The organism is Deefgea salmonis, assembly GCF_020531905.1.
Classification (GTDB): domain Bacteria; phylum Pseudomonadota; class Gammaproteobacteria; order Burkholderiales; family Chitinibacteraceae; genus Deefgea; species Deefgea salmonis.
Map to the genome: position 1 here is coordinate 172,305 of NZ_JAJAWG010000002.1, position 23,213 is coordinate 195,517.

At 46.0% G+C, this 23,213-nt stretch carries 25 protein-coding genes and 2 tRNA genes; 14 read left to right on the forward strand and 13 right to left on the reverse strand.

Annotation, left to right across the window (positions count from 1 at the left end; translation table 11 throughout):
* Nucleotides 1–32: 32 nt before the first annotated feature.
* The 5 genes from LG219_RS04480 to LG219_RS04500 form a co-directional block, all read right to left on the reverse strand.
* Complete coding sequence (locus LG219_RS04480) at nucleotides 33–809, reverse strand: MetQ/NlpA family ABC transporter substrate-binding protein (RefSeq protein WP_226763344.1); 777 nt, start codon at nucleotides 807–809, stop codon at nucleotides 33–35.
* A 163-nt stretch (nucleotides 810–972) separates the two neighbouring features.
* Nucleotides 973–1,641, reverse strand: coding sequence for a methionine ABC transporter permease (locus LG219_RS04485; protein ID WP_226763345.1), 669 nt, complete (start codon nucleotides 1,639–1,641; stop codon nucleotides 973–975).
* A complete protein-coding gene (locus tag LG219_RS04490) occupies nucleotides 1,635–2,654 on the reverse strand; it encodes a methionine ABC transporter ATP-binding protein (protein WP_226763346.1) in 1,020 nt (339 codons plus the stop codon). Before LG219_RS04490 ends, LG219_RS04485 begins: the two co-directional genes overlap by 7 nt.
* Nucleotides 2,655–2,821: 167 nt before the next feature.
* A tRNA-Ser gene (locus tag LG219_RS04495) sits at nucleotides 2,822–2,911 on the reverse strand.
* A gap of 235 nt (nucleotides 2,912–3,146) precedes the next feature.
* Nucleotides 3,147–3,635 (reverse strand): toll/interleukin-1 receptor domain-containing protein, encoded by a 489-nt coding sequence (locus tag LG219_RS04500; RefSeq protein ID WP_226763347.1) that lies wholly within the window; start codon nucleotides 3,633–3,635, stop codon nucleotides 3,147–3,149.
* A gap of 281 nt (nucleotides 3,636–3,916) precedes the next feature.
* On the opposite strand from LG219_RS04500, the gene LG219_RS04505 reads away from it, so the two are divergent.
* On the forward strand, nucleotides 3,917–4,894 hold the full coding sequence (locus LG219_RS04505) for a hypothetical protein (protein ID WP_226763348.1): 978 nt from the start codon (nucleotides 3,917–3,919) through the stop codon (nucleotides 4,892–4,894).
* 353 nt (nucleotides 4,895–5,247) lie between these two features.
* The gene (locus LG219_RS15550; RefSeq protein ID WP_226763349.1) at nucleotides 5,248–5,475 is read left to right on the forward strand and encodes an EexN family lipoprotein; all 228 of its coding nucleotides are present in this window, start codon (nucleotides 5,248–5,250) and stop codon (nucleotides 5,473–5,475) included.
* A gap of 45 nt (nucleotides 5,476–5,520) precedes the next feature.
* Here LG219_RS15550 and LG219_RS04515 read toward each other — a convergent pair whose 3' ends face one another.
* On the reverse strand, nucleotides 5,521–5,799 hold the full coding sequence (locus LG219_RS04515) for a hypothetical protein (RefSeq protein ID WP_226763350.1): 279 nt from the start codon (nucleotides 5,797–5,799) through the stop codon (nucleotides 5,521–5,523).
* Nucleotides 5,800–5,801: 2 nt separating this feature from the next.
* On the reverse strand, nucleotides 5,802–6,410 hold the full coding sequence (locus tag LG219_RS04520) for a hypothetical protein (RefSeq protein WP_226763351.1): 609 nt from the start codon (nucleotides 6,408–6,410) through the stop codon (nucleotides 5,802–5,804).
* Between the two features lie 374 nt (nucleotides 6,411–6,784).
* On the opposite strand from LG219_RS04520, the gene LG219_RS04525 reads away from it, so the two are divergent.
* From LG219_RS04525 to LG219_RS04575, 11 genes are all read left to right on the forward strand, one after another.
* Nucleotides 6,785–7,102 (forward strand): hypothetical protein, encoded by a 318-nt coding sequence (locus tag LG219_RS04525; RefSeq protein WP_226763352.1) that lies wholly within the window; start codon nucleotides 6,785–6,787, stop codon nucleotides 7,100–7,102.
* Between the two features lie 3 nt (nucleotides 7,103–7,105).
* Entirely contained in the window at nucleotides 7,106–7,360 is a 255-nt protein-coding gene (locus LG219_RS04530; RefSeq protein WP_226763353.1) for a hypothetical protein, read from the forward strand.
* Nucleotide 7,361: 1 nt separating this feature from the next.
* Entirely contained in the window at nucleotides 7,362–9,173 is a 1,812-nt protein-coding gene (locus LG219_RS04535) for a replication endonuclease (protein WP_226763354.1), read from the forward strand.
* Between the two features lie 39 nt (nucleotides 9,174–9,212).
* The gene (locus tag LG219_RS04540; RefSeq protein WP_226763355.1) at nucleotides 9,213–9,440 is read left to right on the forward strand and encodes a hypothetical protein; all 228 of its coding nucleotides are present in this window, start codon (nucleotides 9,213–9,215) and stop codon (nucleotides 9,438–9,440) included.
* Nucleotides 9,441–9,488: 48 nt separating this feature from the next.
* Nucleotides 9,489–9,731, forward strand: coding sequence for a hypothetical protein (locus LG219_RS04545; RefSeq protein WP_226763356.1), 243 nt, complete (start codon nucleotides 9,489–9,491; stop codon nucleotides 9,729–9,731).
* A gap of 399 nt (nucleotides 9,732–10,130) precedes the next feature.
* Nucleotides 10,131–11,693, forward strand: coding sequence for a hypothetical protein (locus LG219_RS04550; RefSeq protein ID WP_226763357.1), 1,563 nt, complete (start codon nucleotides 10,131–10,133; stop codon nucleotides 11,691–11,693).
* Between the two features lie 7 nt (nucleotides 11,694–11,700).
* Nucleotides 11,701–12,015: a DUF2523 family protein gene (locus tag LG219_RS04555; protein ID WP_226763358.1), complete on the forward strand. Its 315-nt coding sequence runs from the start codon at nucleotides 11,701–11,703 to the stop codon at nucleotides 12,013–12,015.
* 4 nt (nucleotides 12,016–12,019) lie between these two features.
* Nucleotides 12,020–13,087 (forward strand): zonular occludens toxin domain-containing protein, encoded by a 1,068-nt coding sequence (locus tag LG219_RS04560; protein WP_226763359.1) that lies wholly within the window; start codon nucleotides 12,020–12,022, stop codon nucleotides 13,085–13,087.
* Entirely contained in the window at nucleotides 13,084–14,394 is a 1,311-nt protein-coding gene (locus LG219_RS04565; protein ID WP_226763360.1) for a type II secretion system protein GspD, read from the forward strand. The genes LG219_RS04560 and LG219_RS04565 overlap by 4 nt, the downstream gene beginning before the upstream one ends.
* A gap of 84 nt (nucleotides 14,395–14,478) precedes the next feature.
* A complete protein-coding gene (locus LG219_RS04570) occupies nucleotides 14,479–14,724 on the forward strand; it encodes a DUF4224 domain-containing protein (RefSeq protein WP_035853486.1) in 246 nt (81 codons plus the stop codon).
* Nucleotides 14,725–14,771: 47 nt separating this feature from the next.
* Nucleotides 14,772–15,791, forward strand: a complete 1,020-nt coding sequence (locus tag LG219_RS04575; protein ID WP_226763361.1) for a tyrosine-type recombinase/integrase — start codon at nucleotides 14,772–14,774, stop codon at nucleotides 15,789–15,791.
* Nucleotides 15,792–15,927: 136 nt separating this feature from the next.
* On the opposite strand, the gene LG219_RS04580 is transcribed toward LG219_RS04575, so the two are convergent.
* From LG219_RS04580 to LG219_RS04595, 4 genes are all read right to left on the reverse strand, one after another.
* Nucleotides 15,928–16,452 (reverse strand): DUF4411 family protein, encoded by a 525-nt coding sequence (locus tag LG219_RS04580; RefSeq protein WP_226763362.1) that lies wholly within the window; start codon nucleotides 16,450–16,452, stop codon nucleotides 15,928–15,930.
* Nucleotides 16,424–17,560 (reverse strand): ImmA/IrrE family metallo-endopeptidase, encoded by a 1,137-nt coding sequence (locus LG219_RS04585; protein WP_226763363.1) that lies wholly within the window; start codon nucleotides 17,558–17,560, stop codon nucleotides 16,424–16,426. The genes LG219_RS04580 and LG219_RS04585 overlap by 29 nt, the downstream gene beginning before the upstream one ends.
* 296 nt (nucleotides 17,561–17,856) lie before the next feature.
* Nucleotides 17,857–17,946: transfer RNA gene (locus LG219_RS04590), tRNA-Ser, on the reverse strand.
* Between the two features lie 64 nt (nucleotides 17,947–18,010).
* Entirely contained in the window at nucleotides 18,011–19,525 is a 1,515-nt protein-coding gene (locus LG219_RS04595; protein ID WP_226763364.1) for a cyclic-di-GMP receptor FimW-related protein, read from the reverse strand.
* Nucleotides 19,526–19,805: 280 nt separating this feature from the next.
* Here LG219_RS04595 and LG219_RS04600 point away from each other — a divergent pair, with 280 nt between their 5' ends.
* The gene (locus LG219_RS04600) at nucleotides 19,806–21,413 is read left to right on the forward strand and encodes an ABC-F family ATPase (RefSeq protein ID WP_226763365.1); all 1,608 of its coding nucleotides are present in this window, start codon (nucleotides 19,806–19,808) and stop codon (nucleotides 21,411–21,413) included.
* Between the two features lie 208 nt (nucleotides 21,414–21,621).
* Here LG219_RS04600 and infA read toward each other — a convergent pair whose 3' ends face one another.
* Together infA and LG219_RS04610 are read right to left on the reverse strand one after the other, a co-directional pair.
* Nucleotides 21,622–21,885: a translation initiation factor IF-1 gene (infA, locus tag LG219_RS04605; RefSeq protein ID WP_027469097.1), complete on the reverse strand. Its 264-nt coding sequence runs from the start codon at nucleotides 21,883–21,885 to the stop codon at nucleotides 21,622–21,624.
* A gap of 240 nt (nucleotides 21,886–22,125) precedes the next feature.
* Nucleotides 22,126–23,166: a LacI family DNA-binding transcriptional regulator gene (locus LG219_RS04610; RefSeq protein ID WP_226763366.1), complete on the reverse strand. Its 1,041-nt coding sequence runs from the start codon at nucleotides 23,164–23,166 to the stop codon at nucleotides 22,126–22,128.
* Nucleotides 23,167–23,213 lie beyond the last annotated feature (47 nt).

Consider the following 23,213-nt stretch of genomic DNA (forward strand, 5'->3'; position numbering starts at 1 on the left):
CATTGGGATCTAGTTCAATGGCTTAGGGCCAATTAAAACGCTGGAATCACTGCGCCTTGGTATTTTTCTAAAATAAATTTCTTGGTTTCTGGGCTATGCAAAGCCGCGCCGAGTTTTTTCATTGCCGCACTGTCTTTATTGTCTGGACGCGCCACCAAGATATTGACATACGGTGAGTCGTTGCCTTCGATAATCAAAGCGTCTTTGAGTGGATTCAATTTGGCTTCAAGTGCGTAGTTGGTGTTGATCAAAGCTACGTCCACTTGACCCAAAATACGTGGCAAGGTGGCAGCTTCTAACTCGCGAATTTTCAGTTTTTTCGGGTTTTGCACGATGTCTTTGCTGGTCGCCAAAATGTTTTTATTGTCTTTGAGCTTGATCACGCCAGCTTTGTCGAGCAAGAGTAAAGCCCGGCCGCCGTTGGTAGCATCATTTGGAATGGCAATGGTCGCGCCATTTTTTAGATCAGCTAATTTTTTAACTTTGCTTGAGTAAGCGCCAAATGGCTCAATGTGTTCACCGACCACACTCACCAGATTAGTGCCTTTGCCTTTGTTAAATTCATTCAAGTACGGCTGATGTTGAAAGAAATTACCATCAAGGCGTTTCTCGGCCACTTGTACATTCGGCTGTACGTAATCAGTGAAGACTTTAATTTCTAAGTCAACGCCTTGTTTGGCGAGCGTTGGTTTAACAAACTCGAGAATTTCAGCGTGCGGTACTGCAGTCGCACCAATCGAGAGTTTGTCAGCAGCGTGCGCAGAAAAAGCCAGCGTAGCAAGGGCAATAGCAGTGAGTGTTTTTTTCATCTTTAGCATCCAAGCAAAATAATTAAACTTACAGGTAGATTGTGCAGTGTTTAGTTGTGCCGTGGGATCAGGGTTTTCCGCTGCGGCACAAGATGAAAATCATTGTAAGTTATTTGCGATGAACTTTATAGAACGGTTTGTTCTTTACTAATTCAAGCGCAGCTTATTTGCGACTAAAATGAATCACTAGGCGATCGCCGATCATTTGCAATACTTGCACCAAGACCAGTAGCAACACCACAGTCACCACCATCACATCGGTTTGAAAGCGCTGATAACCAAAACGAATCGCCAAGTCACCTAAGCCACCCCCGCCAATGACACCCGACATCGCCGCATACGACACTAAAGTAATCGCGGTGACGGTGACGGCGGCCATCATGCCGGGCATCGCTTCAGGCAATAAGGCTTTAAACACGATTTGCCGCGTATTAGCGCCCATGGCTTGTGTAGCTTCAATAATGCCGCGATCCACTTCACGTAAAGCGGTTTCGACCAAGCGCGCAAAAAATGGCGTTGCGCCAACGACCAAAGGCGGAATGGCACCGGCAACACCGAGTGATGTGCCAGTCAGTAGTACGGTGAAGGGGATCATAATGATCAGTAAGATCACAAACGGCACTGAGCGCAGAATATTGACCAAAAAAGACAGCACGCCGTAGACATAAGGCTGCTCTAATAATTGGCGTTTAGCGGTTAAAAAGAGTAATACGCCCAGTGGCAAGCCCAAAATGAGCGTAAACAGCAGCGAGCCGCCGAGCATAGCTAAAGTATCGAGCGTGGCGTAGCCAATTTCGCTCCAATCGATATTGCTCATCAATTCATTTAGCATGCACGTAACTCCTCAAAATCAATGCCTTCGGCAGTAAAGCGCGCTAAGGCGGCGGCAATACCGCTGTCAGCGCCGGTAAACGCCAGGGTCAGTTGGCCACATGCAGTGCCTTTGATGCGCTCGATGCGACCCGCCAAAATTGAAAAATCAATGCCAAAATCGCGCGCCATATCGCCCAGTAGCGATTTATACGTTGATTCACCAATGAAAGTCAGTCTAACGATCTTGCCGGGCACATGGGCAAAGTCTTCAAATTGTTTGTTTTCGTCTACGTGTTCGCTTTCAAATACAAAGCGGCGTGTGGTTGGGTGTTTAGGGTGCAAAAAGACTTGGGTTACCGGCCCCATTTCGACAGTTTCACCACCATCAATCACCGCCACACGATCGCAAACGGTGCGAATCACATCCATTTCATGGGTGATTAAAACAATCGTTAGCTTGAGCTTTTGATTGATTTCTAATAACAGCTGCAACACCGATTGCGTGGTTTGCGGATCAAGTGCGCTGGTGGCTTCGTCACACAGTAATAATTTAGGATTATTAGCCAGAGCACGGGCAATACCGACGCGTTGTTTTTGACCTCCAGAGAGTTGAGCTGGATATTTGTCGGCGTGCTCACTTAAGCCAACCAGCTCCAGCAATTGGGCTACGCGCTGTTGGATTTCGGTTTTATTGAGCCGACCCGCCACTTGCAATGGAAAGGCAATATTATTGGCGACGGTTTTGGCCGACAGCAAATTGAAATGCTGGAAAATCATGCCAATTTTTTGCCGCTCTAAACGCAGTTCTGCCGTAGAAAGCGTTGTGAGGTCGATATCGCCGAGCAAAACGGTGCCACCGCTAGGGCGCTCGAGTAAATTGATCAAACGAATCAGTGTGGATTTACCCGCGCCAGAGTGACCAATCACCCCAAAAATTTCGCCAGCCTCAATATTGAGATCAATGCGCTTGAGGGCAGGGATGTCTTTGCCGTCGACACGATAAGATTTACTTAAGTTTTTTAACTGGATCATGGCTAACCTATTGGCCGCTGAATGGACTGGCGTAGTATTCAATCGCTCGATTCAATACGGCAAGGTAAATGTGTGAACTTAAGCGCAATGTTGCGCGTCATTACGCGGGGGAAAATCCGCGCTAGAAAAAACAAAACCCACTGACAAGTCAGTGGGTTTTAAATTTTTGGCGGAAGCGCAGAGATTCGAACTCTGGGTGGACTCACATCCACGACGGTTTTCAAGACCGCTGCCTTAAACCACTCAGCCACGCTTCCGTTCTTTAGAGGGGCGAATAATAGCAAGTCTTTCTGCGCTTGTCTCGTTTTAATTATAGGCTTTTTGACATTTATTCGATAAATGCTTGTTCCGCAAACACAAAAAATCAGACCAGCTACAGGGCTTGAAATACATTGGAGCTATTCCGCTTTGCGGAACGTTGGAGCGGTGTACTGATCGTAAATTGAGCAGATGGCCTCTTTTGTCATCAACCCTGTCCTTTATGGTAAAGCGCTAGACAATAGCAACCAATTCGGCGATTTTTGCAACGACCACCTCCATTGAATCTTCTAGAGTGTCTAGGCCACTTCGGGAGGCGAGCAATGGGCTAACATTGCGAAGAGCGGCATAAGTTGTGTTGTGCACGATGGGAACGAGCTGATTACCAGCAAGAAGCGCAGAAAGTTCTTTGTCGGCGACGCCCTCTTTTGGGAGGCGAGCCAGTAGCGCAGGGGTAACCAACACAAGCCCGATTCTCGAATTCGCTAAGCCTTTGTCAATTGCACGCATCATTGGCACGCCGAGGCCAAGATCCTTCTCACTGAACCAAACATTAACACCAGCAGCCTCAAGCAAATCGTGCAGCTCTTTGGCTACTCCCTGTCGGTCATCCCACGCGTGACACAAAAATACGTCACGAAGATCAGGTTGCTCTACTGCTCGCATCTCAACGGTTTGGCGGATTGGCGTGAGTGAAAGCACTTGAGCAGATGTATACGACACGGACGATCCCGCTCTTGACCAGCGTGGCCTAGAATTTGTGCTGGATCTGCTACCACCACCACTACTGCTATAACTAGCACCGCTGCTGCTCGGCGTAGAATATGACGAGCTGCCATAGCTGTAGCTACGGTGGGAACTGCATGCAGGGCAGGCCGCTCGTGCGGCCGCTGAACTATGTCCGCGTACAGGTGCTGTGCATCTAGCCATGTCGAAATCCATTTAACGAGATATGATGCTGTAAATCTTACACAAATTGGATTGATATGGGAAAGGGTATCAAAATGCGATCTGCAAAAGATCGTAAGGGAAATTCATATTCTGTTGAAGCTCTACAGAATTTACATGATCAACAAGAAACCATTCCCGACCTATTCTGCGACCACCAACCTTGTGGTTGCGCGGTTCGATTTGTTTCTCGCTACCAACAAAATCGTTCTAACAGAATCGAACCTATCGATGTTCCCGCTTATATTGGCCTAACAAGCGGCTCAGAGCATCGTTCTGGATGTCGCTACGACGCGCTTGGACAGATTACGGCAATCGTAGCGCAATCTGATCAGGATTTCATTAATGCACTAGATAATGGCAAGCGTGAACTTCGCTTACTAACATTACACGATGGATTGAGAGGAGCTAGTCTTTCAGGCACTAAGCCTATGCCTGCGAGCTCTCCCCTCTCGAATGCTTCAAATGGCACGACAACAACTCATTTCATACAAACCGAAGATAAGCTGTCTAGCTATCTCCGTACAACAGCTGATCTTGTTAAGTTGCGCGCATTGTGTGAATCCGATGCTGTACTTGCAGCAGAAATAACCCTGCGTCTGGGTAGCAAAAAAATCCCTTGGAACCAATTTTTCTTTGAACAGGAACGTTATGGTGATGCTTGGCAACAGATCAAATCAGGTAGTGAAAGCTCACATCCAGTTGCCTTGGCAGGGGTGGTAAAATCACATCATTCGCCTAAACCCGACGCGAAGTACAAAAGCAGTTTTCTCAACTGCAAATCACTGTATCGGCACACGGATAATCCTGATCGCCTAGATGTATTCGAGGTAAGTATCGCGCATTTGGACGGAAATTGGCTTAATACATTTGCTGTCGATTCAGAAATAGTAATGTTTGGGTTTTTAAAACACGTAGAAGCAATTGAAATACAGCAGAAGAATCCACGTTACCCATCTCGCATCACGACTTTTGTCACCCATAAACTGACACTACAACCAAAATTCAAACGGCAAATTATCGAAGTAATGTGATCCACTGATTTAATCAAGTGGATTGAGGGTCAAGGGGACGTGGAATAAATGTGGCGGATTTTTGCCACTTTTTATGCCGCGAAAGCCCCTTGATGCTCACGAAACGACTCCAAGCTTTAGGTGGAGGTAGGGTGCTCGTTTTTACCCCCTGACTCCGCCGCCTCGCAAGCTAGAGCAGGGATTGGGGCTGCGCCCTAAGGGGTTTTTCGCTATTAATTTAAAACAGATTTACAGTGGTTTTTGTAAGTAATAACATACGGTTTCCCCTGTTTTGTTTCTGTATACTTACTACTCCTGCATTTTGTGTTAGCGTTTCTTTGTTGTTTCATTCGTTAAAAAACAAGGGGAATGCAGTGAGATACATTTTTGTTTTTATTACACTGGTAGGGACTGCTCTATGTTTCGCAGAAAGTTCTAGCCATGATGTTAATTATTGGATGAAGTCAGAAAATAAAGAGGAATTGAGCAAGACTATTGAGAAATGTAGCAATGACCCAGCTAAATATTCAGCTAATGCCGACTGTATTAATGCAAAAGAAGCAAAGAAAAAATTATTCAAGAAAAATTTTCTTAGTAACTGATTTGTGATTTTTATTTGGTATAGTATAGAGCTGATCTAGGTGAGATCACTTATTGTCTTCAATCCATGTGACTTTTAAAGAGTTTTGGTCGTGTTCGGCTTTGTAGCCAATCCGCTGAAGCTCTTTTTTAATTAGTTCTATCTCGCTGTTCTCTAAAGAGCTTAATACATGAAACTTTAATGGAACTTCGCATTGCGAAGCTCCATTTTCTGCATATATCCATATATAACTAAAAATAACCTCAAGGTATGGATTTAAGTTTTCGTGTATTTCTTCGTTGTATTTCTCTGTTAAGCGTATTGCTTTGCTGGCATATAGAGTCATTTTTATTTATTTTTTATTGTTTCAATTCTTTTTTCAAGGATTGTTGCGATGTTTTTGTTTGACTCAATCAAAGTTGTCTCTAACTCATTTTTAACTAAGTCTATATTGTTCTCGTTAATATTTATTGTTTCAAAAATATCCATTTTCCCTTCTATTGTACCTACAGCCTCTGGGTATTCCTTGAAAATGCATTGAATTATTTTTTCAATGGTTTCATCAATCGCACTGTCAACTAATTCTTTATTGTTTCCTTTGTGGTCGATCGCGTTCTTATTATTGTGTTGATGAACGAGTTCATTAATTTCAATTCTTTTTTTTAGATATTTTGCAGTTAAAAGTGTCGTTGTTGCATTCTGCAAATTTTTCGTTGGGCTGACATGTCCGGTCACGGAGTCATCAATACCACTGACAAGCCAGAATGCAAATTCAGGGTTACGCCTGCTCAGAATTTCTAGCATTTCTGCTGTTGGCCGCTGCCCACCTGAGTAAGCCTTTCTCCAGCTAACTGATTGAATATTTGAATATTCCTCAAGCTCCTTAAATTTCCTTGCTTCATTTGTGGTTGCGTCGATCACAGTTTTAAAGCGCGCACTAATATTTTCGCTTGACATGATAAGTACCATTGGTTAATTATGAGTACCAATGGTACTCGTTGTGTCTTTTTTGTCCGTACAGAGTGCTTCAGGTGATTATGGTCTATGCATTGTCATTTGCAAAGAACCTCATCTGAGTCATTTTTGAGAAATACACGCATTTTACTTGTACCTATCCACGTTAAGAAACCAGCACCGAACGTTACTGAACCGGTTGTTGTTATCAAAATTAACGAACGTGTGATTTTTGAATTAAGCAGCAAGTTGTTCACTGTTCAGCAGCTTTGAGTTGCCGCCCGCCCGCAGCTAGCGAGGACGGACGGCAAATCGAAGTGATGAACTTTACAAATTAAATTTTCTAATGTCGTCCCATACCAACAAAGGAATCAAAAATGAGCACACCTCAAGAAAATCAAAAGTTATCACTCAAACCAAATCAAGCTTTGCTTTTTGGCCGAATCCACTCCGTACGCCGTGCGGATGATTTCACATATACCGAAGTGACTCTCCCTGCTGTCGATCAATATACGCCGCCAAATTCTGTAGAAATTCGCTCGAAAAAACGCTTGGGACAAGCAGGCGACACGATAGAAGCACTTGTAACTTGCGGCGGTTATCGCGCCAAGAGTTTCCAGTACCTCGACAAAGAAACCGGCGAAAAAGTAACCCGCCGCCCGACCGTTAACGTTTATTCAGCTGTCGAGGAATAAGCCATGAATTCGATGCAAATCCCACGCTTGCTGGAATCGCTCGAAATGGCCGCTGAGGTGTATATCGAGTTTGTTACTGCGCCTCATCCATCTTCACGCTTGCTGGCAGACCGAGCTTTTGTTTCAACACTGATTGGCTCAATCACGCCGGATTTTATTGAGTTGAACACAGAAGATCAGGTACGTCTCAAGGCCATTGCCAAAGTCGTTGGCCTGCCTGATCCGCTTGTTCCTTATCGTGTGAAGCAAGGGGCTTAATGTGGAACTTCGTTCTTCCGTCGAATACCGCCAACGCTATTACCAGCAAGACAAATGGTTTGTAGACAAGTGCCTGGCAAAAGTGCCACCAGCATTTGCTCGCGTTATTCGTCGGAAGCATAACGACATTGTTTTTAAAACCGAAGGTAGTGACACCCGAGCCGCCGCTGCTGGAAATATTTTGGTTCGAGAATATCGAGACCATATTGAATCAGTTGCTGGGAAATTTAACCTGGCGGCTAATGATGAAGAAATACGTAATCAGGCGAAAAAAGTTGCTGATGCGATTATTTCTCAACTTAAGTATCCGCCTTTAACAAATGATTCAAAGGTACTGCTATCTCGGGCGCTTGAATTTGCCAAGCAGTATGACGTTGCTTTGTCTGACCTACCAGAGACAGGCAAGGCAGGTGTGACCGAGGAAACATTACTTCGACGTTTGACCGATGAATATTACTGGCGTCGTGTGATACGCCGTAGCACCGCTCGTAGATTGGAGACCGAAGCAATTCGTTTGGGTCTAATCAATATTCAGGCGGGGGCTTATGCCAGCGACGAAAGTGTCTATCGTTTCCGTGCTCAACGGAAGCGTAATAAAACTCTGCTGCAAAACTTGCAGGCGACCAATGAGGCTGGCGATACGTTTTCGTTGCAAGACCTTGCTGATACCAGTGTTTCAAATCCTGCGATTCGCCGTTCCGAATTAATGACGCGCATTGCAGGACAAGAACGTATTGCACGTGACCTTGGCCATGTCGGTGTTTTTATTACTGCCACATGCCCAAGCCGTTTTCATGCATTTAAGCGCCTAGGCAAAAAGAAAGCTGTACCCAATTCAAACTTTGACGTTTCAACACCATTGATATTAACGCCATTAGATGGCCAGGCGTATCTGTCTCGAGTGTACGCGCGTGTTCGTGCGGCACTGCACCGACGCGGAATTCATGCATACGGGTTTCGGATTGCTGAACCGCATCACGATGGCTGCCCACACTGGCACCTTCTTCTGTTCGTTGAAGCAGAACAAGTCAAAACTATGCTTGAGCTGTTTCGTGGCTATTTCACGCAAGAAGATCAGCAAGAATTGATCAACCCCGTCAGCGGCAAAATCAAATGGCAGCGCCGCATCAAGTTTATTCAAATTGATTGGAAACGCGGTAGCGCCGCTGGTTACATCGCTAAATACATTTCAAAAAACATCGATGGCAAACAAACCAACGGGGAGAGCATCGGTGTTACCCATGATGGTTTTGAGGCTATTACTGCGGCAGAACGTGTGCAGGCGTGGGCATCAATCTGGGGTATTCGCCAATTTCAACCGATTGGCGTCGCACCTGTAACGCTGTGGCGTGAACTGCGCCGCGTGGCTCGCCAAGAAGAATCATTTGATTCTGACGTTCTGGAACGGGCTTCTGCGGCTGCCGATCAAGGCGATTGGGCTGAATACGTCCGAGTACTTGGCGGCACAGGTTTGAAGCTGTGTGATTTGCCACTAGGCCTCGTGCGCGATACCAATTTACTCAATAAATACGGCGAAGCCAGCACTTCAAAAATTACAGGCGTGGTTGATCGCATTGATGGTGACTTTGTGCGCTCGCGAATTCATGAATGGACGGTGGAGTTTTCTCCAGCATGCGAGCGCAGCGAGCCTTGGACTCGTGTCAATAACTGTACGGTCGGCCAGATCGGCGGAACGCCGAGCCTCCGCGAACTAGATGTTTTTGCCTTTAAAGAAAATCAGATTTTTATTCCACGGTTTGAGCAGAGCGGCGTTAGTCGAGGTGCTGCTCAAGCAATAAGACTGGATGGATAAAGCATGGCGCTTGGGCAAGTTGTAAATGTAGTCGTGTGTATGCCTGGTACGCCAGCTCGTGTTCCCTGCCCAGCAGGGCAAACCACGAAAGTGGTGCAGGCGTATGTCATCGATCCATCACAGCAAAACAATTTTGAAGCGGCTACAGCGCCTTTTGATTATGGCTATGCGTCCGGTATTTGGGCGTTGGCATTTTCAACCGTGGTAGGTCTGTATTTCGTTTCTCATGGAATCGGATTAGTGCTCGGCATGATTCGCCGAGGCTGAAACGTATGCGAACGGGCGCTTTCCCGAATTTTTGAAAGGAAGATAAAAATGTTTAAAAACGTAATCGCTAAATCTAAATCTGCCGCTGTTGCCGTACTGGTTGGTCTGGGGGCTGTCATGACGCCTGCGGCAAATGCTGCAAGCACTGCTCCTGATTTGTCATCGCTCACTTCTGCGGTGGACTTCAGTACGACCATTACTGCATTGCTGGCAATTTCTGGCCTTCTGGCTGGTGTGTATATCGCCATTAAGGGTGCCAAAACCGTGTTACGCATGATTAAAGGCGGCTAATCGTTCTGGTGGTTTCAGGGGAGGCTTATGTCTCCCCCTCTTTGGGCTTGGAGGGATTATGGATATTCTTATTGCAGTAATTACGCTGATCGCCTTACTAATTTTTGCTTTAGGCGCTGTCATTTCGATTTTTCTGTATGAAGATTTTTCCATCGAAAACCAGCATGTTTATTTGGAGTACCCACGCTGGCAAGCCCCTTTCGTTTTTGTATTTTTCTTTCTACGTTATTTGCACACTTTCTTTTTCGAAAGTATCCCGCTTTATTTCTCCTGCAAATTTAGGCGATAGCCATGACGATTAATGAGCTCTGGTATTTGATTATGTTCGTTTGGGGTATTGCCTGCGGTTGGGCGGTGGTTAAAGGGATTTCTAATTAGTAATTTGAAGGTGTAAGGATTATGAAACTGTGGAAACGTACATTGCTGTGCTTATGCTTGATTTCGATGTTGGCGCAGCAAGTATCGGCCAATGCGGTCTTGGCACCAGTTGAGAATTACGTCGTCAATCGAGCTGTGGCAGGGATTGTCGCTAATCGTATCGCAGCAGCGGAAGGGATTGCTGCGAATGATGCCGTTTGGTTAGCAAGAGCCGCAAACGAGCCGGTTTTTGCCGCAACTATGGCAGGGATTAGCAAGCAAATGACAGCCGTAAATGTGGCATCTACAGTGGCAGCTGGTGCGTTAGCAATTGCTGGAGCTCCTGTATGGCTAACGATAGCGGCGGGGCTCGGAATTACTGCGTTGGGCGCTTACTATTTTACAAATGATGCATTGCAAAAAGTAAGTATTAATCAGTCAGGTTCATCTGTCGTTATTCAGACTGAAAGTACCCCAATTAAACCTGCATATATACCACCCGCAAGTTCAGGATCTAGCGAAAGTTTTGGTGCGATGGCATTAGCATCTGGATTGTTAGTTTATCGCGGTAGTTGTTCGAATGGCGGGGACTGTCTTTCATACCCACCCGCACCGGCAGAATATTGGGTCGATGCACCTTTAATGCTGAGCAATGGTAATTTCGTTGTTATTGCATACACCTTGTCTGAAGTATCCCGTTTTATGAAGGCTGATACGAAGCGAATTAGCGATGGCGGAGGATATGACGGGTATTCTGGTCAACGAGTAACTAAATCGTTTAATGGTGCTTTTTTCTTGCTTCGCTCAGGGGGCGGACAAGATTTATTTGGTACTTATACAGTTTCAACAACGCCGCCGCCGGTTAAAAATGCGTCGGGGGTTGAGATCGTTGGCATGCCCGTTATCACCACGGAAACGAAGCAACTATTTGATTGGACAGTAGGGACAAACGCGCCAATCCCCCAAACATATACCAATTTAACAGATGCTTATCCTAATTTAACTGAAGCCCAAAAAGCCATCCCCGTTCCGGCTAGCCAATTGGCTGAGATTACGAATGAAGCGTGGCTTCGTGCTGCTCAAGACTCAAATTATAAAGGGCTTCCATATAGCGTTACCCAGCCGATTACAACTGCGGATGTCGCTACATGGCAAGCGGCCAACCCAAACGCCATGCCAACACTTGGTGATATGTTGCGCCCAGCTCGGAATCCGGCGACAGATCCTAATGGTGTGCCAATTTCACCTACGGCAAATTCGAACAGTAATCCAATACCAAATCCTAATCCGGGCACGAATCCGGGAACAAATCCCTCTGGTCGTCCAGACCTTGGCGAAGATCCAGGTGTGCCTGATCCAACATTAGAAGATACCCCTGATGCGGCTACGATCCTAAGTCCATTGACCTCGCTTTTTCCTGAGTTACGAAGTTATCAGGCTCCATCGCATGTATCGCAATGCCCTAAACCTACTTTTGATTTGTTTGGCCGTTCGATTGTTATGGATGCTCAGTGCACGATTGCCGAACAGTTTCGTTCGGAATTAGCCGCCGTCATGCTTGTAGTTTGGCTTCTGGTTGGCCTGTTTATTCTTCTTTCTGCCTGAGGTCGTTATGCCTGCTGCTCTGTTCGGTATTTTAATGTCAGCGTTGCGCACGATGTTGGGTTTCATGCTGCGCTCAGTCATTGTCAAATTTGTGACTTTTTTTGCACTGTTCTTCATCGTGAAAGAATTCGTCAATGTGATGGTGGAAAGCCAGCTTTATCCAGGCGCTACACAGGCTTCGACGCTATCCAATGCGTTCTCTGGCATTCCTGCATCAGTCTGGTATTTCCTCGACTTATTTAGCGTTTCGACGGGGCTATCAACGGTGATTTCAGCTTATGCCACGCGTTTCATTATTCGCCGTATTCCGGTAATCGGTTAACGCGATGGCGATCAATGCATACGTAGGATTGCAAGGCTCAGGCAAATCATTTGAGGTGGTTTCATCGGTCATTCTGGACGCAGTTCAGCATGGTCGGCGTGTTGTTACCAATGTGGCTGGAATTAATGAAGACAGGATTCATGAATACCTAGTGAATCAGCGCGATACCGAAATAGATAAGCTGGGTCGGATTATTCATATCGAGAACGAGCGTATTTTACAGGCGCAATTTTTCCCCGATGAAGAAAAGCCAGAATTGGAATCCGTGGTTCTGGGCGGTGATCTGGTCGCAATTGATGAGGCTTGGCGTTTTTGGGGTACGGATAACGGCAAGCTCAGTCATGAGCACATGCAGTTTTTCCGTATGCATCGCCACTATGTTCACCTTGAAACAGCGGTGGCCTGCGACGTGGTGTTGATGACGCAAGACATTACAGGCTTGCATCGCTCTGTCAAGAACGTCGTCGAGTTCACGTTTCGGATGCACAAACACAAGTCGTTGGGTTTCACCAAACGTTATCGCGTTGAGATTTATGAGGGCTGGAAGCTCAACGCCAAAACACGCATTGACGACCGGCAGAAGAAATATGATCCGGCGATTTTTCCTTTGTATCAGAGCTATACCGGCGGCCAAGGCTCGGAAAAAGCCATCGACAAGCGGCAAAACCTGTTGGCCAATCGAACTCTGTGGCTATATGCAGTTGGCGTAGTGGTGATGATGAGTATCGGCGGTTGGGGAGCATGGCGGTTTTTTCATCCGAATAATGCGGCAAAAGCTGTGCCAGGTGCGCCGGCTAAAACTTCGGCTGTGGCGTCGGCGTCAACGCAAACTCTACCGCAGCAAGATAGACAGAATTTCTCAGGCTCATGGCGCGTAGTTGGTACGTTGCAAGCTGATGATGTTAGCTGGGTTGTTGTTGCGGATCAGGCTGGCCGCATAAGAGTCGAATCGCCTTCAATGTTCAATGGCGAAGGAGTGGCTATTGTTGGTCATATTGATGGCGAAGCCGTTACACGCTGGTCAGGCTCGATGGATAAAGCGGCAGGCGTACCAGTGGGGCAATCAAAATGAGTATGAGATTTTCGCGTACGCGAAAAAGTTTATTAGTCCTTCTGATGACTTTTTGCACGATGGCGCAAGCAGCTAAATTGCCAGAAGGCGCTATTCCAGATTTGGCCATGCTGGGTTTGCCAAAGTCGACTAAGTTCGACTTTCAGCAAATCAGTGTGTCGCAAGTCATCAGCTTGGTATATGCCGAAGCCCTCAAACAACCGTATGTGATTGACCCCGCTGTGCTTAGGGATGATCGCTTAGTTTCATTCCGATTTGATGCCAGCAAAGGCGACCTTCGGACATTTTTACGCAATTTTATGGATACCTTAGGTTTCGTTATTGAATCACGTAACGGAGTGGATTTCGTAAAAATTAAGCCAGCGGCGGAAAAAGAAGCGGTGAACAAAGAGTATTTCGTTTACCACCCGCAGTACCGTTCACTTTCATACTTAGCGGATATTCTGACACCCCTGTTTATTTCCGGTGGCTTTACAACGTCTAGAGCAGTTCGCGCCCCTGCTGGTGCAAAGATTGAGAGCGGCTCTATGCCTGTGCCACCTACGTCAGCGGCAGCAATGATAGACCAAGACAGTGATACGCTGATTTTTCAAGGATCGGCGGATGAAATAGCAAAGCTAAAAAAAATCTTGCCGATGGTCGATACGGCTAGCGGTGAAGTTGCAGTCAAAGCCGTGGTTTACGAAGTGACGACAGGCAACACCGAAGGCACTGCTTTCTCCATGGCGTTAAATTTACTTGGAGGAAAACTCGGCGTATCCGTAGGCGGTGATGCTGCTGCGCTTAATAATTCGATCACTTTTAAAGCAGCTAACTTTGACTTGGCATTGTCGGCGCTCGCTGGGGATTCGCGCTTTAAGGTCGTTTCAACGCCACGAATTCGGGTCAAATCAGGCTCGCAAGCTCGGCTCACAGTTGGTCAGGACGTACCAATTTTAGGCGCTGTGACATATCCGCAAGGTGGTGGCGGTGCAGTTCAATCCATTGAATATCGGTCTTCCGGTGTGATTCTCTCACTTAGCCCAGTGGTACGCGGCGCGATGGTCGAAATGACAGTCGATCAGCAAATTAGCGATTTTGCCAAGACAGAAACAGGCGTGAACAACTCGCCCACACTGACCAAGCGAGCCTTATCTACCACTGTGACAGCGGAGGATGGCGAGTTAATTGTGCTTGGTGGCCTGACAACAGACAAGGATAGCCAAGGAACATCAGGGCTGTCTTTTTTTCCGAAGTTTATGCGTAACAACAGCCAAAGCAGCAATCGCACCGAAGTGTTGTTGTTACTACAAGCCACAAAGTTATAAGTACCGCCAATTATTTATACGTTGGCGTGCCTACAACGATATGCGTACTGAAAATATGAACACGATTTCAAAAAGGGTGATGGCATGAGCGGTTTATTTTTAACTCGTGAAGAATTGATACAGCTAACAGGTATCAAAACTGGGCAGCGTGGAAAAGCGCGTGAAGTATTGCAAAGCGAATGGCTGCGTAGTGTTGGCATCCCTTACTGGTTGAATTTTAGAGGTGTACCGGTTGTCACTCGTGCCGCTATTGAAGGTTCGAAACACGGAGCAGGGGTCTCGACAACAGCGGCGTGGTCACCGCGTGTTATTTCTGCTGGGGCGAGATAGAAGCGATGGGCAGAGTGCCAACAAGAAATAAAAACTTGCCTCCTCGAATGCGCGCGCGTCATCGAGGTGAAAAAGTTTGGTATTACTACGATGCAGGCGGAAAGCCGCGCCGTGAAGTTCCGTTGGGCAATGACTATGTGACTGCTGTTTTGAAATGGGCGGAGCTAGAGCAAGCTGAGCGTACCGAAGTCATCGTGATTACTTTTCGCCATGCTGCCGAACGGTATATTCGTGATGTTCTGCCAGAAAAAGCACCGAGAACTCAAAAAGACAATTTAACGCAGCTCGAAAAATTATTGGCATTTTTTGATGATCCGCCTGCGCCACTGGATCAAATTGAACCACTTAATATTCGGCAGTTTCTTGATTGGCGGGTGGCAGAGACAAAAGAGAGATTAAAAAAGGCTGGCAAAGATGATTCGGCAGGGGATGGCCGAGTGCGCGCCAATCGTGAAAAAGCACTGTTCTCACATATCTGGAATTATGCACGCTCATGGGGCTATACCAATAAGCCGAATCCATGCCAAGGAATTGCAGGCTATCGTGAACATGCCCGTGATGTATATGTCGATGATGCCGCTTATGAGGCGGTTTACCAACAGGCCGATGTTGTATTGCGTGATGCAATGGATTTGGCCTGGCTAACTGGTCAGCGTCCGGCAGATGTTCTGAAAATGTCCGAAACGGATGTGAAAGACGGTGTGTTGTGGGTCAAGCAAAACAAAACGGGTGCCAAACTTCGTATTTCAGTAATAGGACTGTTGGCCGAAGTGATTGCACGTATCATGGAACGTAAGCAGGCCTATAAAACCCGAAGTTTGAAGCTGTTAATCGATGACGATGGCAAACCGCTAACCGAATCAATGCTTCGACATAAATTTGATCGTGCGCGTGAGTTGAGCGGCCAAACTTGGCAATTCCGCGATCTGCGAGCGAAAGCTGGAACGGAAAAAGAAATGGATTCCGGTATGAGTGCCGCGCAAGATTTACTTGCTCATACCACGCAAAACATGACTAGTGCTTACGTGCGTAATCGTGTGGGTAAATTGGTTGAGCCGACTCGTTGATGAATTGATTTTATCTATTTGTTTTTAACAACAAAGCTTGGTGAATATCAGGTCGGTCTTTGTGCTGATCTGATATACCCAAAGCGACCGTATTTTGAATTGGGGGCGAGTGATTACTTTGCTTTATGAAAAGTGGCTAAGTTTTGAACGTAAAATTATTAGTTGCGTGAATTTTTAAAAGATCAAAGAGCTTGATTGTTTTAACATCGACCCAAGCAGCTGCATCTGGAAGCTTTATTTCTCTTTTTGCATTTGGTGCAGATGCCTCGTTACTCACGATTGTATAGTTACCAATGTGAGCTGCGTATGCAATGAGCCACGCATCAGCTTTATTCACATTTAGAAACTTTGTTTTCGCACCTTCTTGAAATTCTTTTTTCGGGTCGTTTGCATGTGTACTCAGTGATCTCCATATTGGAAGTGAAGAAATGCTAGGATGAAAAAAATTGTTCAAGGTGTTTGATTCAGCCCAAATCTTGAGCGGATCTTTTTCCCCATCCAAAAGCTCTGTTTTCACTTTGTCAATGCTAAAGAATAGGCCGGCTTTATGCCCTTCTGCCACCCATCCCCAGAATAACTCACAATAATTGGGGTTGTAATGAAGCCTAGCAGACGAAATTAATACGTCGGAATCAAACAGATACCGTGTTTTGTTTTGCATAGAATTTGACTACATTATTTGGGTTTGTGTTTAAAAGGCGTCCAGCTTGTCCAAGGGTTATTGCCCCAGAAATAGCTAAATTCGAAACTTGTTTTGAAAATAACTTACTATTTCTAACCGCTAATGTGGCGTAGAAATCCCCGCCGCTACTAGTTTGTTTTTTTTGCTTAGCTAGGTTGTAGATTTGATTATATGTAGTATAAGTAATATAACCTAAATCTAGGGCTTTTCGTGCGATGACAAGATTGCTTACTTTAAACACTCTTCTTGTTTGATCTATTTTTTCTAATGCGTTTTCAGATTGTGCACTGTCCCATTGGATTTTGAACTGTATCGTGGGGACAAGTATTTCCGCAGCAACAGCATTACAAAATCGTTCTTCTTGATTTTCAGAGATTGGGCTTGCATCAGAAACTCCAGAATTACCTTTCCAGATGTGTGCTAGCTCATGTGCTAATGTGAATACCCACGCAGCAGGTGCATCTGCTCCATTGATAAAAATAGTGGGCGCCACTTCATCAGCTAAAGCAAAGCCTCTAAATTCACTCACAGATAAATGTTTGGAAGTGTTATTGCCAACTACACCATTTTTAAACACTAGAATGCCAATTCTTTCGCAACGATTTACTAGAAGTGAGTACAGCTCTTCTGCATTTCTTATGCTCATCCTATCCTCGTGCTTGAAATCTAATTCAGCACAAATTTCTTGGGCGAGGATGGAAATATCAATTTTTGTATTTTGATACTTTTTAACAAATTGATGCGGTTTTACTCCGTTAGACATTAAGTAATCACGGTACCATGATTGTTTGAACTCAATATCATCAAAAGTATCAAAAAAGTCTTTGCTTAAAGGAGTGGGGTCAATAGTTGTCCTGAAGTCGGCAACTGGTAGTTTGCGCGGACTTGGTGGCTCGTCCAAGAACAAATATCCTAAAGTTGTGCCAGTGGTTTTCGCAAACTTGATTACTTGGGCGTTTGTCAAAATCCCATCTAGAATTTTCTCAGGAGCTTTTTTGGATAATTTGTTGGCGAGTTCATCCAGGCTGTATCCTGCTTGAGCAGCAGCCCATTCGAGAACAACTGGAGAGAGTTGTATAGTTTCCATTTGACTTAAATAGTAGCGATTTTTGCTTTGAACTTCAATTTTATTAGTATATGGGCTGTATTTTGTTGAGTTTTACAACGAGCTGTCACACAGGTTGTTTGTTTACAACTAAATCGGAGGGCTTCCGCATCTGAGAGGTTATGAGATCGGGTTGCGCTGTAGAGACAAAGCTAGTAAATCTGGCGATTAAATGCAGCTTTGCGGAATAAATGGTTTTATGCGGAACAGTCATTTACTTCGGTGCGCAAAAAACAAAGCCCTAGATTTCTCTAGGGCTTTGTTTTAATTCGAATTTTTGGCGGAAGCGCAGAGATTCGAACTCTGGGAGGACTCACATCCTCGACGGTTTTCAAGACCGCTGCCTTAAACCACTCAGCCACGCTTCCGTTCTTGAACAGGTGCGCATCATAGCAAGCATTTCGCTGTTTGTCTCGCTTTTTTTGAAAGTTTTTATAATTTTTCTAAAACAGCAAAATTAGCCAAGGATGCACTGGCGGTATGCTCAATCACCGGCGTGAGGCGAATGCGATAGCTTTTGCCTTGTGCGGCTAAGCGAAATTCTCGGTTATCGGCAAAGAATGCATGAGGGATCACTAAAAAACGTGCCTGATGAATGGCGGCGTTCTCTGGTGAGTAAATCCCTAAAAAGCTGCGATTACCCAATAGCGGCGTTAGTTCAACGACAATGGGGGTTTGAGATAGCGTTTCAATCCCCGCGTTAACCTGACCATCGCGCTTTTTGGTGATGCGCCTAACGATGCCGATTGAGACGGCACTTTGGCCAATGCCGTCAAGTCCGACAATTTCACCAACTTCGAGTTGATCATCTCGACTTGTTTGGTAATTGATGCCAACACCGGTGCTACTTTCATTGTCTAAAGTCCAGCTTGCGGGCTTGGCTTGGCTTGTACCGCCATTTAAGCGCTCGATGACGTCGTCAAGGCCGCGGGTGACTTGAATTGATTTTTGGCTGGTATGACGCTCGGCTTTGCGTACTGGGGTGGGGGTGTCACGCGACCATAGATTGATTAGGTGTTGCATCAAATCTAAATTGGCAATTTGCGCTGATTCGGCCGGTAAGCCTAAATCAAGCGGGTCTGTGCCTTGCTGCAGTTTTTCAATGGTGTCTTTGATGTGCAGAGTCAGCGTTTCTGTAAACCAATAACGCCAATTTTCACCGACCATGTCGCGGCGAAGTCGTTTTGGCGGGGTTGAGCCGGCAATATTGATCGCAAAGAGTTGCCGATTGGGCTTGATTTGATTTTCAAGATCAACACGACTGGCCCAGCGCTTAAGCCACTGAGTGATTAATTCAATTTGTGCCGATTGCAGCTTTTCGGGCATGGCAAGCGATAGCATTAATAACTGCATAAATTCACGGCGAATATCGGTGATCTCTGCGTTGGGGTAGGGCTGTAAAGGCTGAGTGGCAAAGCCTTTTTGCTCGGCAAATAAATACAGACGATTCAAATTGCGCCAAGTTCGACTATCTAATTCGAGATAACGTAGATAAGACCAACGTGCTTGTTCGGCAAAATACATTAAGCCGCGTAAAGTAAAGAGCGGCAAATCTTTATCCAGGCCGCGTGGAATACTGGCACTGGCTTGTTTAATACAGAGGCGATAACCGTCGCCCATTTCGTTCCAAAATGCCAGCAAACTGGGTAGGACTTGACTCGGGCTGGCATCGTCATCGAGTAATTTACCTTGGTAAATCGCTACGAGGTGATGTTGTAGCGCACGTGCTTTTTCATCTAAATATGGAATGGTTTTGAATCGTTCTTTGATATTGGTGCGAGGATTACCATTGATTTGTTGTAGCGCTTTGATGATTTCAATTTGGGCTTGCAAAATATCGCTTTCAGGCAATTCATTCATCATGACTGTGGCAGACTTTAGGTCGTAAACACCTTCGTTTTTATTCTTTCCGAGTAAGGCATTAATGAGACTTTTGAAATCGAACATGATGAGTTTCCTGGCTAATTCGGGTGTTTTTGATTTTTGCGTCAGTAAAGACAATACATACTAATAAAACGTAATGAAGTATAGATATTAGTCATCACTCGGTGAAACAACCGTGAAAAAGCAGCACCTTTGGATTGGCCTGATTCGACGGTGATCGTAGTCTTTATGCATTGTGCTAAAATAGAGTACTTTGAGCCTTTGGCCGTTATTTTGCCAAAGCGCTACCCACCATCTTACACCTTGCTGGCATAGTCATGTTGGCGAGAAAGCGTAAAAGACAATGATTAGTTCGAATGGCATCACCATGCAGTTTGGCGCTAAGCCACTGTTTGAAAAGGTATCTGTTAAGTTTGGCGATGGTAATCGCTATGGTCTGATTGGCGCCAATGGTTGCGGTAAATCGACTTTTATGAAAATTCTCGGTGGTGATTTAGAGCCTACAGCAGGTAATGTGGCACTCGATCCAGGTATCCGCTTAGGTAAATTGAAGCAAGATCAATTCGCTTTTGAAGACTTGCGTGTCATCGACGTGGTGATGCAAGGACACGGCGAATTGTGGGCGGCGATTCACGAGCGTGATGCGATTTACGCCAATCTTGAAGCCACCGAAGACGACTATATGCACGCTGCTGAGCTGGAAGGCAAAGTGGCTGAGTATGACGGCTACACCGCTGAAGCGCGCGCGGGTGCTTTGTTAATGGGCGCAGGGATTCCAATTGAGTTGCATAACGGCCCGATGTCCGATGTGGCGCCGGGTTGGAAATTGCGCGTATTGCTCGCACAAGCCTTGTTCTCAAATCCAGATGTATTGCTGCTCGATGAGCCGACCAATAACTTGGATATTCACACCATTCAATGGCTGGAAGACACGCTCAATCAGCGCGATTCAACGATGATTATTATTTCCCATGATCGTCACTTTTTGAACCAAGTGTGTACGCATATTGCCGACGTTGATTATGGTGAAATCCGTATTTATCCGGGTACGTATGACGATTACATGCTGGCGTCAACGCAAGCACGTGAACGCACTTTGACTGACAACAGCAAAGCCAAAGAGCGTGTTGCTGAGTTGCAAGCGTTTGCACAGCGTTTTGCGGCGAATAAATCAAAAAGTCGTCAAGCAACCAGTCGTTTGAAATTGGCCGATAAGATTAAAGATGGCATGGTGGAAGTGAAGCCATCTAGTCGTCAAAATCCGTATATTCGTTTTGATGTGGATGAGAAGCAAAAGCTGCATCGCCAAGCGTTTGAATTGACTAATTTGTCAAAATCATTCGACAAGCCATTGATCCAAAGTCTGAATCTGATTTTTGAAGCGGGTAATCGTTTGGCGGTGATTGGTGGTAACGGTGTAGGTAAATCAACGTTGATGAAAATGTTGGTTGGGGTACTGAAACCGGATGCGGGTACGGTGAAGTGGGCCGAAAAAGCTGACGTTGGTTATTTTGCTCAGGATCACGAAGAAGATTTCGCTGAAGACATGACGCTGTTTGATTGGATGCGCCAATGGGCTGAAGTTGGCGTTGAAGAGCAAGTGATTCGCGGGATTTTAGGGCGCTTATTGTTTAGTGGCGACGACGTAAAAAAATCGGTCAAAGTCTTGTCCGGTGGTGAAAAAGGCCGCATGTTGTACGGTAAGTTGATTTTGCAAACGCCGAATGTGCTGCTGATGGACGAACCGACCAACCATATGGATATGGAGTCGATCGAGTCTTTGAATATGGCTTTGGATTTGTATAAAGGCACCTTGATTTTCGTGTCGCATGACCGCGTGTTTGTATCGTCACTTGCCACGCAAATTTTGGAACTCAATGGGGATGGCACTTTCAATCACTTCTTGGGTGGCTATGAAGAATACTTAGAAAGCCGTGGCTTAGCGACCTAAGTGCTCTAGCGAGATTAAGCCCGATGCTCTTTGGAGTCATCGGGCTTTTTTATGTGTTGAATTAATTATATTGTCTCGGTGGCGGTCATTATAAAAATCCACATCGTAGGCATAAAAAAAACGAACCCATGGGTTCGTTTTTTTTAATGACGTATTACCCTGCAGCACTTGTTTGATAAGTGCTGGAGCAATATACCTAGCCGATTAATTAACGGCGGCGGAATTGGTTATTGCGCGCAGGAGCAGGGCGATCATCTTTATGGCGGAAGCTCACGCGGCCTTTGGTTAAATCATAAGGTGACATTTCAACCGTTACACGGTCACCCGCGATAATGCGGATGTGGTTTTTACGGATTTTGCCTGAGGCATAGGCCGTGATTTCGATACCATTGGTCAGGGTGACACGAAAGCGAGTGTCCGGGTAAACCTCGGCCACTACACCTTCCATTTCTACAACGTCTTCTTTTGACATTTACTTTTCCAGTTCTTGCACATAAGCAATTGAATACGGAGCCTGCCGCTGCAATACCTATCAAAGGTCGCCCTCGGCAGTCTCCCGCAATGCGGGAGTGTGATCTATGCGGGAATAGCCGAACTTGCGAACGATCAGATGCCGGACATAGGCTAATTTGTAACAAATAAGGCGTTAGCAACTTATTTGCCTGCGTGTTACGGCCAATCTACAGAAGGGCGGTTCACGAACAGCCCTACACTATACAGGTATTTTGCCTGCTGCAACAGCCAACTCTACTTTTTGCCGCCAGTTGATATGGGCGGCGACCCAACTTGATTCCACCGTTTCGCCCGCGAGTAAGGCCTGTATGCGTTGTAAACTTTGGGCGGCCAGTTGGGCGCTATCTTGCACGACGGTGTTGATCGGGAGTGGCATGCAGTCTAGCAAACGGTGATCATCAAAACTCAGTAAATGTTGGGGCGCATTGTTAAAGTGATCGTGTTCATTCATAAAGGCTAAAACGCCTTCGAGTAATGAAATCGAGGCGGTAAAAATCGCTTCAGGGTAGCGCCCTAAAAGGGTGTAACACTCATTCATCATGGCGTAACCACTTTGATTTTGATAATCACGTTGCCAAATGAGCGCTTGATTGACTGGGAGTTGCCGAGCTTGCCAAGCGCGTTGGTAGCCGGCGAGTCGGTCAATACTGGGAGACAGCAGCATTTGTCCACCAAAATAGGCGATCTCGGTCACGCCTTGCGCGAGTGTATGCTCGATTAAAGTAAACACTTGTTCTTCGGCGTTGCTCACTACAAAAGGCAAATTGCTATCAATTACGCGGCGATCGACCAACACCAGCGGTAAACGCTTGGCCCATTTGGCGTAGAGCTTGGCATTGTTGGTACACGGTACCAGCATCAGTCCATCGACTTGGCGGGCTAATAGTTGCTCAACGGCTTTGGTTTCCATGTCGGCTTGATCGTTACTGCTGACTACAAACAGTTGAAATCCAGCATCACGACATAAGGGCTCGAGAGCTTGAGCGAGCAGGGCATGCGCAAAGTTGGTGAGTTCTGGCACCACTAAACCCAAAGTGCCGCTGCGGCGTGAGCGCAATAAGCGTGCCGATGCCGAAGGCTGAAAATGATGCTCAGCGGCAACTTGTCGCACTCGTGCCACGGTACTGGCAGCGATGCGGTATTGTTCCGCTTGGCCATTGAGTACCATACTGGCCGTCGTTTTAGAAACGCCGGCCAGTTGGGCAATATCCGCCATCGTTAGGCGTTGAAAAGCGGTCATGCTCATCCCATAAAAAAGCCGACACCTGGGTATCGGCTGATCTTGTT

Excerpts from the sequence above, each read along its gene's own strand:
- LG219_RS04595 (WP_226763364.1), bottom strand. The coding sequence starts at position 19,525 with ATGTTCGATTTCAAAAGTCTCATTAATGCCTTACTCGGAAAGAATAAA.
- LG219_RS04550 (WP_226763357.1), top strand. The coding sequence starts at position 10,131 with ATGAAACTGTGGAAACGTACATTGCTGTGCTTATGCTTGATTTCGATG.
- LG219_RS04540 (WP_226763355.1), top strand. The coding sequence starts at position 9,213 with ATGCCTGGTACGCCAGCTCGTGTTCCCTGCCCAGCAGGGCAAACCACG.
- LG219_RS04480 (WP_226763344.1), bottom strand. The coding sequence starts at position 809 with ATGAAAAAAACACTCACTGCTATTGCCCTTGCTACGCTGGCTTTTTCT.
- LG219_RS04485 (WP_226763345.1), bottom strand. The coding sequence starts at position 1,641 with ATGCTAAATGAATTGATGAGCAATATCGATTGGAGCGAAATTGGCTAC.
- LG219_RS04570 (WP_035853486.1), top strand. The coding sequence starts at position 14,479 with ATGAGCGGTTTATTTTTAACTCGTGAAGAATTGATACAGCTAACAGGT.
- LG219_RS04565 (WP_226763360.1), top strand. The coding sequence starts at position 13,084 with ATGAGTATGAGATTTTCGCGTACGCGAAAAAGTTTATTAGTCCTTCTG.
- LG219_RS04610 (WP_226763366.1), bottom strand. The coding sequence starts at position 23,166 with ATGACCGCTTTTCAACGCCTAACGATGGCGGATATTGCCCAACTGGCC.
- LG219_RS04525 (WP_226763352.1), top strand. The coding sequence starts at position 6,785 with ATGAGCACACCTCAAGAAAATCAAAAGTTATCACTCAAACCAAATCAA.
- LG219_RS04575 (WP_226763361.1), top strand. The coding sequence starts at position 14,772 with ATGCGCGCGCGTCATCGAGGTGAAAAAGTTTGGTATTACTACGATGCA.
- LG219_RS04580 (WP_226763362.1), bottom strand. The coding sequence starts at position 16,452 with ATGCAAAACAAAACACGGTATCTGTTTGATTCCGACGTATTAATTTCG.
- LG219_RS04560 (WP_226763359.1), top strand. The coding sequence starts at position 12,020 with ATGGCGATCAATGCATACGTAGGATTGCAAGGCTCAGGCAAATCATTT.
- LG219_RS04505 (WP_226763348.1), top strand. The coding sequence starts at position 3,917 with ATGCGATCTGCAAAAGATCGTAAGGGAAATTCATATTCTGTTGAAGCT.
- LG219_RS04555 (WP_226763358.1), top strand. The coding sequence starts at position 11,701 with ATGCCTGCTGCTCTGTTCGGTATTTTAATGTCAGCGTTGCGCACGATG.
- LG219_RS04520 (WP_226763351.1), bottom strand. The coding sequence starts at position 6,410 with ATGTCAAGCGAAAATATTAGTGCGCGCTTTAAAACTGTGATCGACGCA.
- LG219_RS04600 (WP_226763365.1), top strand. The coding sequence starts at position 19,806 with ATGATTAGTTCGAATGGCATCACCATGCAGTTTGGCGCTAAGCCACTG.
- infA (WP_027469097.1), bottom strand. The coding sequence starts at position 21,885 with ATGTCAAAAGAAGACGTTGTAGAAATGGAAGGTGTAGTGGCCGAGGTT.
- LG219_RS04530 (WP_226763353.1), top strand. The coding sequence starts at position 7,106 with ATGAATTCGATGCAAATCCCACGCTTGCTGGAATCGCTCGAAATGGCC.
- LG219_RS04490 (WP_226763346.1), bottom strand. The coding sequence starts at position 2,654 with ATGATCCAGTTAAAAAACTTAAGTAAATCTTATCGTGTCGACGGCAAA.
- LG219_RS04545 (WP_226763356.1), top strand. The coding sequence starts at position 9,489 with ATGTTTAAAAACGTAATCGCTAAATCTAAATCTGCCGCTGTTGCCGTA.
- LG219_RS04515 (WP_226763350.1), bottom strand. The coding sequence starts at position 5,799 with ATGACTCTATATGCCAGCAAAGCAATACGCTTAACAGAGAAATACAAC.
- LG219_RS04585 (WP_226763363.1), bottom strand. The coding sequence starts at position 17,560 with ATGGAAACTATACAACTCTCTCCAGTTGTTCTCGAATGGGCTGCTGCT.